The organism is Streptomyces sp. HNM0574, assembly GCF_012726235.1.
In the GTDB taxonomy this organism is placed as follows: Bacteria; Actinomycetota; Actinomycetes; order Streptomycetales; family Streptomycetaceae; genus Streptomyces.
Genome location: NZ_JAASAH010000002.1, coordinates 610,766 through 624,766 on the forward strand (window position 1 = coordinate 610,766; position 14,001 = coordinate 624,766).

Here is a 14,001-nt window from a genome sequence, read left to right on the forward strand (position 1 = left end):
CGCGGAGCGCGGGTGCGCGCCGGGTTGCTCGCGCAGTTCCCCGCGCCCCTTCCGGGCGCTACTTCGCGGCCTCGCCGAAGGGGATGCCGGCGCCGGTCATCTTGGCGCGGATGCCCTCCTTCTCGACCTCGATCCGCTTCAGGCGGACGTCGCCCGGCATCTCCGGCAGCTTGACCGCGAGCGAGAGCTTGTCGGCGAGCTTCGGCACCCGCAGGTTCTTGATCCCGTCGACGACGGACGGGTCGATGCCGACCTTCTCCAGCAGCCAGGGGTGCTCCAGCGCCACGTCCAGCATGTTGACCCGCATCAGCCGGTCGAGGAACTTCGGCTGGCCGGTGACCCGCGCCAGCTCCGCCTCGCTCGACCGCACCCGCTGCGCGTGCTCGGGCGTCAGCCCGAAACGCTCCGCGACGGACCCGACCCGGAACAGCGCCTTCGCCTTCTCCGCGTCCCGCTGGATCCGCTCGGCCATCGGACGGGCCAGCCGCAGCCCGCCGTCCTCGCCCGGAACGTACGCGAAGAGCCCCGGCACCTCGATGCTCATCCGGTCGACCGTGGTGCCGACGCCGTGGTCGCTCATCCGCTCCACCTGCGCCCTGGCCTTGACCCTGACCTCCTTGCCCGCGACGGGCAGCCGGCCGTCCGCCATCACGGTGTTGGCGCCGCCGTGGGTGAACTTCACCTGGGAGGTGCCCAGTTCGCGGTCCAGGTCGTCGAAGTCCAGCAGGACGTCGCCCTGCATCCGGCCGAGCACCGCGCCCTTGATCGACGTCGGCCCGTCCCCCACGATCTTCACGTCCTCGACGGTGCCCTTGACCTGCGCGACCGAGATCCGGCCCGCGGGCATGTCCGGGATGGCCACGTCGACGCTGTCGAGGCGCTCCGAGGCGAGCTGCGTGAGGAAGGGGAACCCTCTGATGTGCACCTCGGGTTCGGCGTGCAGCTTGGCGGCCTTCTGGATCTGCTCGGCCGCCTTGTTCTCCGCGTAGAGCGCGGCCCAGCGGTCACCGACCGCGAGGAAGGCCAGCAGGACGACGAGCGCCACCCCCACCTTCACACCCCGCCGCAGCCGGGAGCGGCGCCGCCGGCGCACCAGCCGGTCGCGGGCCGCCGACTCCTCCTGCTCCGGCTCGTCGTAGTCCGAGCGCAGCGCGGCGCCGACCACGTCGAGCGGCCCGGTGTCTCCGTCCCTGGGCCCGTCGTACGCACCGGCACGGGGGGTGTCGTACGGCTCGGGCCCGGGGCCGGCCGCCAGCTCCTCGTAGGGGTTCGGCCGGGGCGGCTCGTGGGGGTCCGCCGCCTCGGGCGAGGCCAACTCCTCGTAAGGATTCCGTGTACCAGGTATGTGAGGTGTGGAACTTGTCGATGAGCCGTGGGGGGTCATCGCCATATGCGACCACAGGCCCGGCGCTCTCTCCAAGTCCTGCCGGACAGCTCGGGTGTTACGGGTTCGTGACCGGAAAACCCCCGCACAGGCGGGCAGATCGGACGTCCAGGTCGCGCCTTCCGGGGCGGCCCCGGCCTGCTCCGCGGGACCCGGTCACGCCCGCGACTGCTACCGTCGGCGGCAGCGCAGGGCGGACATCAGGAGAGGTGGCGGCGCACGGTGGCACGGAGCGGCAGCAGCGCGGGTGTGGTGGTGACCGGGCTGACAGCGGCGGCTTTCGCCGTCGTCGGATTCCTCGCCTACCAGGCCGACGCCGCACAGGAGCGCGCCGAGAAGCGCAAGCCCGCCGCCTCGGCCCCCTCGAAGCCCTCGGCCGAGGAGCGGCAGCGGCAGCTGGAGGCGCTGCCGAAGCAGTCCGGCCAGGGCGAGCGCGTCGTGTACTCGCTGAAGCGCGAGCGCGTCTGGCTGGTGACGGCGGCCGGGAAGGTCAAGCGCACCTACGAGGTCGGCCCCAGCACCGTCAGCCCCGAGCCCGGCACCTACCAGGTGACCTCGCGGGCCGCGCACGTCACGGGCTCGGACGGGATACCGATCGAGAACGTCGTACGGTTCACCACCGTCGGCGGCACCACCATCGGGTTCAGCGCCGCGCTGGACGGTTCGATGCCGGAGGGCGATCCGGCGCGCAAGACCGGCGGCATCCGCGAGAAGCGCGCCGACGGCGAGGCCCTGTGGCTCTTCGCCCCGATCGGCACCAAGGTCGTCGTCGCCCCCTGACCCGGCCGGTCGGCCGGGCCCGCGCTCAGACCCTCAGGCCGCGTCCCGCTCCTGGTGGGGCTCCTCGCCGTCCTGGGCGCCGGGCACGCGCGGGACGTCCTGCTCCGCCTCCGGCGCGGACGGGGGCTTGGACACCGCGTCCGCCGCGGCGCAGGACGCCAGCAGCTCGTGCATCGGCACCACCTGAGGGGACTGCGCCGTCCCCCGCTTCCGCTCACGCTCTTGGGCCGTCATGGGTCCCTCCCGGGGCTCCTGGGGCGTGGTTAGGTACACCTAACCCACGTCTCGGCCTCCATAGGACCATGCCCGGCACGACGAGCGCAACATCTTCCCGACAGGCTGTCGGAACCGGCGCGGCCGCGCGGCGCTGCCCCTCCCGGCCCGTCTGACCTGCCCGGTCCTACGCGACGGAGAGCACGGAGAGATCGGCACCGGCCCAGCGGGCGCCCAGCCCCGTCACCGTCACCGTCCGCACGTCGCTCTCCTCCTCGCCCTCCGCGCCACCGGTGCTCTCGCCGCCGACGGCGCGTTCGATGACGATGCTCAGCCGGTCCTCGGACAGCTCCTCGACCTTGCCCTCGCCCCACTCGACGACCACCACCGACTCGGGCAGCGAGACGTCCAGGTCGAGGTCCTCCATCTCGTCGAGCCCGCCGCCCAGCCGGTACGCGTCGACGTGCACCAGCGCGGGCCCCGCGTCGAGGGCCGGGTGGACGCGGGCGATCACAAAGGTCGGCGAGGTCACGGCCCCGCGCACGCCGAGGCCCTCACCGAGCCCGCGCGTCAGCGTCGTCTTCCCGGCGCCCAACTCACCGGTGAGCAGGACGAGATCGCCGGGCCGCAGCAGCCCGGCCAGCCGCCGCCCCACCTCCCGCATCTCCTCGGGCACCGGGACGGTGACGGTGTGCCGGACGGGTTCGTCGAGGGTGGAGGACAGTGGTGCTTCCATGGGTCCGGATGGTACGCGGATGCCCCGCCTGTCCGCTCCGGCGGGAGCGCGGGTTCAGGCGCGCTCGTCCCGGTCCTCGTCGGGCGGCCCGTCGTCCCCGGTGACCGCACGGGTGATCAGGTGCGCGAGCGCGTCGTTGACCTCCGCCGGGCGCTCCAGCATGGCCAGGTGTCCGGTGCGCTCCAGGGTGACCAGCCGGGACGCGGGGAGCGCGGCGGCGATGGTCTCGCTGTGCGCGTGCGGGGTGAGCAGATCGCGGTCGCCGGCGAGGACGAGTGCGGGGACGCCGTCGAACGCGGCCAGCGCCGCCGTCTTCTCGTGCGCCTCGAAGGCCGGGTAGAACTCCGCGACGACGTCGACCGGCACCGCCTCGATCATCCGCTCCGCGAACCTGGCCACCCCCGGGTCGACTTCGCGCACGCTGCCGAAGGAGTACCGCTTGACCAGGCCCGCGAACAGGTCGGCCGCCGCGCGCCGCCCCCGCTCGACCAGTTCGGCCTGCGCGACCAGCGCCTTCAGCACCCCCGGCACCGCCCTGCGCACCGCCCGCACCCCGGCGGCGGGGAGCGGCAGGCCGTAGCTCGTCCCGTCGAGCCCGCCCGCGCTGGTGTCGAGGAACGCGACGCCGGTGACCCGCTCCGCGACGTACTCCGGGTACTGCGCGGCGAGCGCCATCACCGTCATGCCGCCCATCGAGTGCCCGACGAGCACCACGGGGCCCTCGGGCACCGCCGCGTCGAGCACCCGCTTCAGGTCCCGGCCGAGGTCGTCGACGGAGACCTCCTCGCCGACGGGACCGCGGCCGGAGCGGCCGTGGCTGCGCTGGTCCCAGTAGACGCAGCGGACGGCGCCCCGGAACGCGGCGCGCTGGAAGTGCCAGGAGTCCTGGTCGAGGCAGTAGCCGTGGGTGAAGACGACGGTCGGGGCCGGGGACTGCGGGGGTGCGGCACGGCGGAGCCTGAGCAGACGCCGCAGCCGGTCCGGGGCAGAGCCGTCACGTCCGCTTCCGCCCCGGGCTGCGGTGGCGGTTCCGGTACCGCCGATGCGGACCGGGTCGACGGTCGGGCCCCCGACGCCGTCGCCCGCGGCCGCCGCGGTCCGCTCGCCGTCGGCGGGCTCCTCGGTCTCGTAGTACAGCGCCGTGCCGTCCTCGGCCTCGACGGTGGCGGGGGTGCCGCGCAGCGTCCCGTACGGGCCCGCCGCGTCGAGGGTGAGCCGGGCGCTGCGGCGGACGCCCCGCTGCACGGTGAGCCGCTCGACGGCGACGCCCGCCGCGACGGCCCCTATCGCGGCGCCCGCGAGACCCGCCCTGCGGCCCCAACTCGCCCCGCCCGCCCGCACCATGGCGTCACTCCCCCGGGCCGGGTTCCGCATCGCCGCCGGGCTCGTGTTCCGGATCGCGGTAGACGCGGGGGACGCGGGTGCTGATGCGGGTGACGATCTCGTAGCCGATGGTGCCGGCGGCGCGGGCCCAGTCCTCGGCGGTGGGCTCGCCGCGGTCGCCGGGGCCGAAGAGCACGGCCTCCTCACCGACCCGCGCGGCGTCGCCGCCGAGGTCGACGACGAACTGGTCCATCGCCACCCGGCCCGCGATCGTCCGCCACTTCCCCGCGACCAGCACCGGGCCCGTGCCCGAGGCGTGACGCGGGATGCCGTCCGCGTAGCCGAGCGGCACCAGCGCGAGGGTCGTCTCGCCCGGCGTGCGGTAGGTGTGGCCGTAGCCGACGCCGTGGCCGCCGGGAGTGTTCTTCACCAGCGCGATCGAGGCCGACAGCGTCATCACCGGACGCAGCCCCAGGTCCGCCGGGGTGCCCAGCTCGGGGGACGGCGAGAGGCCGTAGACCGAGACGCCGGTGCGGACGAGGTCGAAGTGTGCCTCGGGGAGGGTCAGCGTGGCGGGCGAGTTGGCGTGGTGCCGCACCTCGGGGTCGAGTCCGGCGCGGGCCGCGACGTCCAGCGCCTCGTGGAAGCGGCGCAGCTGGGCCGCGATCGAGGGGTGGCCCGGCTCGTCGGCGCAGGCGAAGTGCGACCAGACGCCCGTCACCTTGAGCGCGCCCTCCGCCTCGGCGGACCTGGCCGCGGCGACCAGCCCGGGCCAGTCGGCGGGCTGGCAGCCGTTGCGGCCCAGGCCCGTGTCGGCCTTGAGCTGCACCCGGGCCGTGCGGCCGCAGGCGCGGGCCGCGGCGACGATCTCGTCCAGCGCCCAGCGGCCGCTCGCCGAGACGTCGATGTCCGCCTCGATCGCCTCCCGCCAGGGGCCGCCCGGCGTCCACAGCCAGGCCATGATCCGGCCCCGGTCACCGGCCGCGCGCAGCGCGAGGGCCTCCTCCGGCGTGGCCGTACCCAGCCAGCTCGCCCCCGCCTCGCGGGCCGCGCGGCCGCAGCGCACGGCGCCGTGCCCGTACGCGTCCGACTTCACCACGGCCATCAGCTCGGCACCGCTCGCCCGGGCCCGCAGCGAGCGGACGTTGGCGCGCAGCGCACCGAGATCGATCTCGGCACGGGCACGGTGCGGCCGCGGCGCGGCCCCGGAAGCGGTCGGCATGTCCTGATCGTTCACAGCGTCCAGTGTCGCAGCCCCCACCCCGAAGCCCCCACGAGCGCCCGAGAAGGGGCGCGGGGAACGGCGCGACCAGCCCCGACGGACCCGCACCCCGCAAAGCACCTCACCTCGCAAAGCCCCGCCCCCGAAAGCACCTCACCCCGCCACATCCCTCCAGGCCCGGACCAACGCCCCCGCCACGTCCGACGCCCCCGGCGGCTCCGCCGCCAACCGCCCCGCGAGCCCGTGCACATACGCCCCCGCGACCGCCGCGTCCCGCGCGGACAGCCCCGCCGCGAGCAGCGACCCGACGAGCCCCGAGAGCACGTCCCCGCTGCCGGCCGTCGCCAGCCACGGCGTACCCGTCGGATTGGCGCGCACCGGCAGCCGCGGCTCCCGCCCGTCGGCGACCAGCGTCGTCGAGCCCTTCAGCAGCACCGTCGCCCCCGTCCGCGCGGCCAGTTCGCGCACCGCGTCGAGCCTGCGGGCCTCGACGTCCTCGCGGGTGCGGCCGAGCAGCGCGGCGGCCTCGCCCGCGTGCGGCGTGAGCACGGTCGGCGCCGTACGGCCGCGCAGCCGGTCCTGGTCCAGCAGCCGCAGCCCGTCCGCGTCGACCAGTACCGGGACCTCGGAGTCCAGCACCTCCTCCAGCGCCTCGCGGGACTCCCGGCCGTCCCCGATGCCGGGCCCCACCGCCCACGCCTGCACCCGCCCCGCCTTCCCGGGCGGACCGGGCGAGACCAGCGTCTCCGGGTACGCCGCGACGACCGCCTCCGCGCCTGGCCCCACGTACCGCACCGCGCCCGCTCCCCCGCGCAGCGCGCCCGCGACGGCCAGCACGGCGGCCCCCGGGTAGCGGCCCGAGCCCGCGACGACGCCGACGACACCGCGCCGGTACTTGTCGCTCTCCGCCTGCGGCCTGGGCAGCAGCGCCGCCACGTCCGCGTGCTGCGGCGCCTCCAGCACCGGCGGACCCTCCGGCTCCAGTCCGATGTCGACCAGCCGCAGCGCCCCGGCGTGCTCCCGGGCCGGGTCCACCAGCAGCCCCGGCTTGTACACCCCGAAGGTCACCGTCGCGTCCGCGACGACCGCCTCGCCCGCCACCTCACCGGTGTCGGCGTCGACGCCGCTGGGCAGGTCGACGGCCACCACGGGCACGCCCGCCGCGCGCACCCGGCGCACCAAGTCCCGTGCGTCGGGCCGCAGTCCACCGCTGCCGCCGATGCCGACGATCCCGTCCACGACCAGATGGGCCGCGTCCACGGCGGGCCCCGCGTCGGCGCTGTCGTGCCGGACGGTGCGCCCGCCCGCGCTCCGCAGGGCGCGCAGCCCACCGGCGTGCGCCCGCGCGGGCGCGAGCAGCACGGCCGTGACGCCCGCGCCGCGCCGGGCCAGCCTCGCCCCCGCGTACAGCGCGTCCCCGCCGTTGTCCCCGCTGCCGACGAGCAGCACCACCCGGCGGCCCGAGGTGCGGCCCAGCATCCCGGAGCAGGCGGCGGCCAGCCCGGCCGCGGCCCGCCGCATCAACGCACCCTCGGGCAGCCGCGCCATCAGCTCCCGCTCGGCGGCCCGTACCGTCTCCACGTCGTAGGCAGTCCTCATGCCCCCAGTCTCACGGAGACCGGCGCCCCGCACCCGGCCAACCGGCCCGTCAGCCCTCCGCGATGACCACGGCCGAGGCCACGCCCGCGTCGTGCGAGAGCGAGACGTGCCAGCCCGTGACGCCCAGCTCGTGCGCCCGCGCCTCGACCGTGCCCCGCACCGTCAGCGAGGGCTGCCCCGTGCCCGCCGTCACCACCTCCGCGTCCGTCCAGTGCAGCCCGGCCGGTGCGCCCAGCGCCTTGGCCAGGGCCTCCTTCGCGGCGAAGCGGGCGGCGAGCGAGGCGATGCCGCGCCGCTCCCCGCTCTCCAGCCACAGCTCGCCGCCGGTGAACAGCCGCCCCGCGAGCGACGGGGTGCGCTCCAGCGCCTCCCCGAACCGGTCGATGCCCGCGACGTCGATCCCCACTCCCACGATCGCCACGGTCACTCCACCGTCACGGACTTGGCGAGATTGCGCGGCTGGTCGACCTCGTTGCCCCGCGCCGTCGCCAGCTCGCAGGCGAACACCTGGAGCGGCACCGTCGCCACCATCGGCTGGAGCAGCGTCGGCGTCGGCGGCACCTCGATCAGATGGTCCGCGTACGCGCGCACGGCCTCGTCCCCGCGCTCCGCGATGACGATGGTGCGCGCGCCCCGCGCCCGGATCTCCTGGATGTTGGAGGCGATCTTGTCGTGCAGCACCGAACGCCCGCGCGGCGGGGGCACCACGACCACGACCGGCACGTCCTCCTCGATCAGCGCGATCGGCCCGTGCTTCAGCTCGCCCGCCGCGAAGCCCTCGGCGTGCATGTACGCCAACTCCTTGAGCTTCAGGGCCCCTTCGAGCGCCACCGGGTAGCCCACGTGCCGTCCCAGGAACAGCACCGTGTTCTTCCCCGCCAGGCCGCGCGCCAGCTCCCGCACCGGTTCCATCGTCCCGAGGACGTCCTCGACCGCACCGGCGATGTCGGCCAGTTCACGGATCACCGTCGCGATCTCGTCGCCCCACTGCGTGCCGCGCACCTGGCCCAGGTAGAGCGCCACGAGATAGCAGGCCACCAGCTGCGTGAGGAACGCCTTCGTCGAGGCGACCGCGACCTCCGGACCCGCGTGCGTGTACAGCACCGCGTCCGACTCCCGGGGAATCGTCGAACCGTTGGTGTTGCACACGGCCAGCACCTTGGCGCCCTGCTCGCGCGCGTGCCGCAGCGCCATCAGCGTGTCCATCGTCTCCCCGGACTGGCTGATCGCGACGACGAGCGTGCGCCCGTCCAGGATCGGGTCCCGGTAGCGGAACTCGCTGGCCAGCTCCGTCTCGCAGGGGATGCGCGTCCAGTGCTCGATCGCGTACTTGGCGATCATCCCCGCGTGGTACGCCGTGCCGCAGGCCACCACCACGATCTTGTCGACCTCCCGCAACTGCGCGGCGGGGATGCGGACTTCGTCCAGCGACAGCGCGCCGTCCGAGCCGATCCGGCCCAGCAGCGTGTCCGCCACGGCACGCGGCTGCTCGGCGATCTCCTTCAGCATGAAGTAGTCGTAACCGGCCTTCTCCGCGGCCGAGACGTCCCAGTCCACGTGGTACGCGCGCACGTCCTCGGCCGGGACGCCGTCGAAGCCGGTGACCAACACCCCGTCCCGGCGCAGCTCCACGACCTGGTCCTGGCCGAGCTCCACCGCCTCCCTGGTGTGCTCGATGAACGCGGCGACGTCCGAGGCCAGGAACGCCTCGCCGTCCCCGATCCCCACCACCAGCGGCGAGTTGCGGCGCGCGCCGACGACCAGGTCCGGCTCGTCCGCGTGCACCGCGACCAGGGTGAACGCGCCCTCCAGCCGGCGGCACACCTGCCGCATCGCCTCGGCCAGATCGGCGCAGGAGGAGAACGCCTCGGCCAGCAGATGCGACACCACCTCGGTGTCCGTCTCCGAGGACAGGTGCCGGCCGCGCTCCTCCAACTCGGCGCGCAGCTGGGCGAAGTTCTCGATGATGCCGTTGTGCACCAGCGCCACCCGGCCCGCGGAGTCCAGGTGCGGGTGCGCGTTGACGTCGTTCGGAGCCCCGTGCGTGGCCCACCGCGTGTGCCCGATCCCCGCCGGACCGGCGGGCACCGGATGCTCGTCCAGCGCCTTCTCCAGGTTCGCCAGCTTCCCCGCCTTCTTCACCGAGGCCAGCCCGCCGTCCGCGAGCACGGCCACACCGGCCGAGTCGTAGCCCCGGTACTCCAGCCTCCGCAGCCCCGAGATGACGACATCGAGAGCCGAACGCCCACCCACGTAACCGACGATTCCGCACATGCCCAGCAGCCTACGCCGGGGTGGGGCGGGCTCCCAGAACTGCGGCGACGGTCAGGAGCCGGGGGTGGTCTCGCCCTCTCCGGGCGGCGGGGGTTCGCATGCCTTGCCGTCATTGTCCGCGTCGAGCTCGTCGGAGTAGCCGGGGTCACCGGGCAGCAGCGGGTCCTTGCCCGCCTCCCGCACCTCCGCGCAGTTCTTGTACATCGGCGACGTCCCGCTGTCCTCCGGCGGCTCCGCGCCCGGCCCCTCCTGGATGTCCGCGCTCGCGATCTCCCCGTCACGGACCGTGTACGTGCCGCTGAACTCCTTCACGGACCCGTCGCTCTGCAGGGCCGCCAGCTGGACCGAGACGGTGTCACCCTCCGTGCCCAGCACCACGACCTCGGTGTGCTCGGTGGTGTCGAAGCCGTCCACGTACTCCTCGTACGAGCCGGAGAGGTTCTTGCCGCCGAGCTCCCAAGCCCGGCGGTAGTCCTGGTCGTTGAGCGCCGCGAAGTAGGCACGGACGGTGCCGGCCGCCGCCGAGTCCTCCTCGGGCGGCTCCTCCGGCGCCTCGGTCTCCTCCGGCGACTCGGGGCTGGGCGGCGGCGCCTCGCTCTCCGTCCCGTCCGGCGAGGGCTCGGTCTGGGTGACCGTACGTGTCGGCGCGGGTGGGTCCGGGTCGCCCGTACAGCTGCCCACCCCCGCCACCAGCCCGGCCGTCAGCAGCACGTACAGCAGCGCACGGAGAAGGCGACTCACCGTCATCACCTCACGAGGCAGGTCTCACCCCTCGACCGTGCACCCGCCCCGTCCCCCGCGCCCGTCGATCACCGGCGCAGGCCCCGGCCGGGAACGCCCCGGTGCCCAACGCGGCCCCGTCAAGGGCCGGTTCAGCTCTCGCGCGCTATCCGGTCGATGGCGTCCTCCATCAGCTCCAGGTACTCCGCCTCCTCGCAGCGCGGTTTGCTGCCCATGACGTACAGCTCCAGCGCGTCCGTGAGGTCCTCCGTCAGATCCTCGTCCGGGAGGTCGACGGCGAGGGCGCTGTGCACCTGGCCCGGGATGTCCGTCAGCGGCGGCGGTACGGAACGCTTCCGCCCGAAACGTCCACGACCAGTGCGGGATATGCGGCTCGTGCGATGCGACATGACGGGAATGTAGCGGGAAACACACGACACGTACACCTGCCGGACACATGCGCTCCCCCACCCCCGGCGTGAGCGCCCTCGCGCCGCCGCGCAGAATGGCCCCGTGTCAACGAAGCCCTACGTCGATCTCCCGCGCGCGGAGTGGAGCGCCCTCCGGGAGCGCACGCCCCTGCCCCTCACCGCCGACGAGGTCGAGCGGCTCCGCGGGCTCGGCGACGTGATCGACCTCGACGAGGTCCGCGACATCTACCTGCCGCTGTCCCGGCTGCTGAATCTCTACGTCGGCGCGACGCACGGCCTGCGCAACGCGCTCAACACCTTCCTCGGCGACGTGGGCTCCCGCGGCGGCGCGCAGCGCGGCACACCGTTCATCATCGGCGTCGCGGGCAGCGTGGCCGTCGGCAAGTCGACGGTCTCCCGGCTGCTGAAGGAGCTGCTCTCCCGCTGGCCCGAGCACCCGCGCGTCGAACTCGTCACCACCGACGGCTTCCTGCTGCCCAAGGCCGAACTGCACAAGCGCGGGCTGATGTCCCGCAAGGGCTTCCCCGAGTCCTACGACCGGCGCGCGCTGACCCGCTTCGTCGCCGACGTCAAAGCGGGCAAGGACGAGGTGACGGCACCCGTCTACTCACACCTGATCTACGACATCGTCCCGGGCGAACGGCTCACCGTGCACCGCCCGGACATCCTCATCGTGGAGGGTCTCAACGTCCTCCAGCCCGCGCTCCCGGGCAAGGACGGCCGCACCCGGCTCGGGGTGGCGGACTACTTCGACTTCTCGGTGTACGTCGACGCGCGCACCGACGACATCGAACGCTGGTACCTGAGCCGCTTCCGCAAACTCCGCGAGACCGCGTTCCAGGACCCGCGCTCGTACTTCCACCCGTACACCAAGGTGTCCGAGGAGGAGGCGCTGGAGTACGGCAGGAACACTTGGCGCACCATCAACAAGCCCAACCTGCAGCAGAACATCGCCCCGACCCGCGGCCGCGCGACCCTCCAGCTCCACAAGGGCCCCGACCACACGGTCGAACGCCTCTCCCTCCGCAAGCTGTAACGCCCGAAAGGGGCGCGGGGAACTGCGCGAACAACCAAGACGGCGCCGCAGGTTGACGACGCACGAAAGCGCCCGAAAAAAGGGGCGCGGGGAACGGCGCGACCAGCCACGACAGCCCCGCAGCCCGAACAACAAGCGCACCCCGCACCGGGGCCCGGGCCTGCGCCTGACGGCGCAGACCCCAGCACAGCCCGGGCGTCAGCCCAGAACGCTCTTCACCACATCCGCCAGCCGCCCCGCGACAGCTCCCGCCTGCTCACTGTCCGCCGCCTCCACCATGACCCGCACCAGCGGCTCCGTACCGGAGGAACGCAGCAGAACCCGCCCCGTCTCCCCGAGTTCCCGCTCGGCGTCGGCGACCGCGGCGGCGATCTCCGGCTCGCTGTCGACACGCGTCTTGTCCACGTCCCGGACGTTCACCAGGATCTGCGGCAACCGCTCCATCACGGCGGCCAGTTCGGCCAGCGACTCACCCGTCGCCGCGACCCGCGCCGCCAGCATCAGACCGGTGAGCGTGCCGTCGCCGGTCGTCGCGTGGTCGAGGACGATGACGTGCCCGGACTGCTCGCCGCCGAGGGCGTAGCCGCCGCGCTTCATCTCCTCCAGGACGTACCGGTCACCGACCGCCGTGCGCTGCAGCGCGATCCCCTCGCGCTCCATGGCCAGCTTGAAGCCGAGGTTCGACATCACGGTGGCCACGACGGTGTCCTGCCGCAGCCGCCCGGCCTCCTTCAGCGCGACACCGAGGACGGCCAGGATCTGGTCGCCGTCGATCTCCCTGCCCTGCGCGTCGACGGCGAGGCAGCGGTCCGCGTCCCCGTCGTGCGCGATGCCGAGGTCCGCGCCGTGCTCGACGACGGCGGCGCGCAGGCCCTCCAGGTGCGTGGACCCGCAGTCCTCGTTGATGTTGAGCCCGTCGGGATCGGTGCCGATGGTGAACACCTCGGCCCCGGCGCGCGCGAAGGCCTCCGGCGAGACACGGGCCGCGGCGCCGTGCGCACCGTCGATGACGATCTTCAGCCCGTCCAGCCGGTTCGGCAGCACGCCCACGAGGTGCGCGACGTAGTTGTCGAAGCCCTCGTCGTAGTCCCGCACCCGGCCGACGCCGGCGCCGGTCGGACGCTCCCAGACCTCGCCGGAGCGGTGCCCGGAGTACAGCGACTCGATCCGGTCCTCCAGCTCGTCGGCCAGCTTGTGGCCGCCGCGCGCGAAGAACTTGATGCCGTTGTCGGGCATCGGGTTGTGGCTCGCGGAGAGCATCACGCCGAGGTCGGCGCCCAGCGATCCGGTCAGATACGCGACGGCCGGAGTCGGCAGCACGCCCACGCGCAGCACGTCCACACCCGCGCTCGCGAGGCCCGCCACCACGGCCGCCTCCAGGAACTCCCCCGAGGCCCGCGGATCCCGGCCGACGACCGCCACCGGACGGTGGTCGTCCAACTGACCGGCCTCGCCCAGGACATGAGCCGCCGCGACCGACAGGCCGAGCGCCATCTCCGCCGTCAGGCCGTCGTTGGCGACACCGCGTACGCCGTCGGTACCGAAGAGTCGTCCCACTTGTGCATCCTCCGAGATTCCGCGCATTGCCGCCCCGGAGCCCTCTGCCCTCGGCCCCGGCGTATCTGCGGCAGTATTCCCGCCCGGGGACGGGTTCCCTCACCGGCCTCTCCGGCCGCTCCTCCTGGTAGACGAACGCCCCGGCGGCACGGTTGTGCCGCCGGGGCGATTCGCCGCTGAATGATTCAGCCAGCAGGCGAGATCAACGCTTGCTGTACTGCGTGCCCTTACGAGCCTTCTTCAGACCGGCCTTCTTGCGCTCGACGGCGCGAGCGTCACGGGTCAAGAAGCCGGCCTTCTTCAGGGACGGACGGTTGTTGTCGACGTCCGCCTCGTTCAGCGCACGGGCGACGCCCAGGCGCAGCGCGCCGGCCTGACCCGAGATGCCGCCGCCGGAGATGCGGGCGATGACGTCGTAACGGTCGTCCAGCTCGAGCACCTTGAAGGGCTCGTTGACTTCCTGCTGGTGCACCTTGTTCGGGAAGTACCCGGCCAGGGTGCGGCCGTTGATCTTCCACTGACCGCTGCCCGGAACGATCCGGACGCGGGCGATGGCGTTCTTGCGGCGACCGACGCCGGCGGCCGGCTGCGGCTCGCCGAAGCGGGAGGCGAGGGACTCGGAGGTGTACTCCTCCGGCGCCTCGGGGGTCTCGGTCGTGTACTCCTCGACGCCCTCGACGGGGGTCTCGGCGGTGGTCTCGGCCACGATTCTCCTCAGCTTCTCTT

14 protein-coding genes are annotated in these 14,001 nt (G+C 73.7%); 2 read left to right on the forward strand and 12 right to left on the reverse strand.

The features are described from left to right. Positions 1-58: 58 nt before the first annotated feature. Entirely contained in the window at positions 59-1,315 is a 1,257-nt protein-coding gene (locus HCC30_RS06385) for a DUF2993 domain-containing protein (RefSeq protein ID WP_240979338.1), read from the reverse strand. A 291-nt stretch (positions 1,316-1,606) separates the two neighbouring features. On the opposite strand from HCC30_RS06385, the gene HCC30_RS06390 reads away from it, so the two are divergent. Then, the gene (locus HCC30_RS06390) at positions 1,607-2,164 is read left to right on the forward strand and encodes a L,D-transpeptidase (RefSeq protein ID WP_169441235.1); all 558 of its coding nucleotides are present in this window, start codon (positions 1,607-1,609) and stop codon (positions 2,162-2,164) included. 33 nt (positions 2,165-2,197) lie between these two features. Here the strand turns inward: HCC30_RS06390 and HCC30_RS06395 are convergent, their stop codons facing one another. The 9 genes from HCC30_RS06395 to HCC30_RS06435 all read right to left on the reverse strand — a co-directional run bounded on the left by HCC30_RS06395 (position 2,198) and on the right by HCC30_RS06435 (position 10,661). Continuing rightward, positions 2,198-2,398 carry a hypothetical protein gene (locus HCC30_RS06395; RefSeq protein ID WP_169440545.1) on the reverse strand — a complete coding sequence of 67 codons (201 nt, stop codon included), beginning with the start codon at positions 2,396-2,398 and terminating at the stop codon, positions 2,198-2,200. 166 nt (positions 2,399-2,564) lie between these two features. After that, complete coding sequence (gene tsaE / locus HCC30_RS06400; RefSeq protein WP_169441237.1) at positions 2,565-3,113, reverse strand: tRNA (adenosine(37)-N6)-threonylcarbamoyltransferase complex ATPase subunit type 1 TsaE; 549 nt, start codon at positions 3,111-3,113, stop codon at positions 2,565-2,567. Between the two features lie 54 nt (positions 3,114-3,167). Then, a complete protein-coding gene (locus HCC30_RS06405) occupies positions 3,168-4,457 on the reverse strand; it encodes an alpha/beta hydrolase (RefSeq protein ID WP_169441239.1) in 1,290 nt (429 codons plus the stop codon). 4 nt (positions 4,458-4,461) lie between these two features. Continuing rightward, a complete protein-coding gene (gene alr, locus HCC30_RS06410; RefSeq protein ID WP_169441431.1) occupies positions 4,462-5,658 on the reverse strand; it encodes an alanine racemase in 1,197 nt (398 codons plus the stop codon). A 153-nt stretch (positions 5,659-5,811) separates the two neighbouring features. Continuing rightward, the gene (locus HCC30_RS06415) at positions 5,812-7,257 is read right to left on the reverse strand and encodes an NAD(P)H-hydrate dehydratase (RefSeq protein WP_169441241.1); all 1,446 of its coding nucleotides are present in this window, start codon (positions 7,255-7,257) and stop codon (positions 5,812-5,814) included. 49 nt (positions 7,258-7,306) lie between these two features. Next, positions 7,307-7,678 carry a holo-ACP synthase gene (locus HCC30_RS06420; protein WP_169441244.1) on the reverse strand — a complete coding sequence of 124 codons (372 nt, stop codon included), beginning with the start codon at positions 7,676-7,678 and terminating at the stop codon, positions 7,307-7,309. A gap of 2 nt (positions 7,679-7,680) precedes the next feature. Further along, positions 7,681-9,531 (reverse strand): glutamine--fructose-6-phosphate transaminase (isomerizing), encoded by a 1,851-nt coding sequence (glmS, locus tag HCC30_RS06425; protein WP_169441246.1) that lies wholly within the window; start codon positions 9,529-9,531, stop codon positions 7,681-7,683. Between the two features lie 51 nt (positions 9,532-9,582). Beyond that, the gene (locus tag HCC30_RS06430; RefSeq protein ID WP_346776512.1) at positions 9,583-10,272 is read right to left on the reverse strand and encodes an excalibur calcium-binding domain-containing protein; all 690 of its coding nucleotides are present in this window, start codon (positions 10,270-10,272) and stop codon (positions 9,583-9,585) included. Positions 10,273-10,403: 131 nt separating this feature from the next. Then, on the reverse strand, positions 10,404-10,661 hold the full coding sequence (locus HCC30_RS06435) for a hypothetical protein (protein WP_169440546.1): 258 nt from the start codon (positions 10,659-10,661) through the stop codon (positions 10,404-10,406). A gap of 103 nt (positions 10,662-10,764) precedes the next feature. Between HCC30_RS06435 and coaA the strand changes: the two genes are divergently transcribed. Continuing rightward, positions 10,765-11,718 (forward strand): type I pantothenate kinase, encoded by a 954-nt coding sequence (gene coaA, locus HCC30_RS06440; protein ID WP_169441250.1) that lies wholly within the window; start codon positions 10,765-10,767, stop codon positions 11,716-11,718. A 198-nt stretch (positions 11,719-11,916) separates the two neighbouring features. Here coaA and glmM read toward each other — a convergent pair whose 3' ends face one another. Further along, on the reverse strand, positions 11,917-13,275 hold the full coding sequence (glmM, locus tag HCC30_RS06445; RefSeq protein ID WP_169441252.1) for a phosphoglucosamine mutase: 1,359 nt from the start codon (positions 13,273-13,275) through the stop codon (positions 11,917-11,919). Between the two features lie 202 nt (positions 13,276-13,477). Next, positions 13,478-13,981: a 30S ribosomal protein S9 gene (gene rpsI / locus HCC30_RS06450; RefSeq protein WP_169441254.1), complete on the reverse strand. Its 504-nt coding sequence runs from the start codon at positions 13,979-13,981 to the stop codon at positions 13,478-13,480. Positions 13,982-14,001 lie beyond the last annotated feature (20 nt).

Coding starts and splice junctions, on each gene's coding strand:
- HCC30_RS06395 (WP_169440545.1), bottom strand. CDS start 2,398: ATGACGGCCCAAGAGCGTGAGCGGAAGCGGGGGACGGCGCAGTCCCCT.
- tsaE (WP_169441237.1), bottom strand. CDS start 3,113: ATGGAAGCACCACTGTCCTCCACCCTCGACGAACCCGTCCGGCACACC.
- HCC30_RS06405 (WP_169441239.1), bottom strand. CDS start 4,457: ATGGTGCGGGCGGGCGGGGCGAGTTGGGGCCGCAGGGCGGGTCTCGCG.
- alr (WP_169441431.1), bottom strand. CDS start 5,658: ATGCCGACCGCTTCCGGGGCCGCGCCGCGGCCGCACCGTGCCCGTGCC.
- HCC30_RS06415 (WP_169441241.1), bottom strand. CDS start 7,257: ATGAGGACTGCCTACGACGTGGAGACGGTACGGGCCGCCGAGCGGGAG.
- glmS (WP_169441246.1), bottom strand. CDS start 9,531: ATGTGCGGAATCGTCGGTTACGTGGGTGGGCGTTCGGCTCTCGATGTC.
- HCC30_RS06435 (WP_169440546.1), bottom strand. CDS start 10,661: ATGTCGCATCGCACGAGCCGCATATCCCGCACTGGTCGTGGACGTTTC.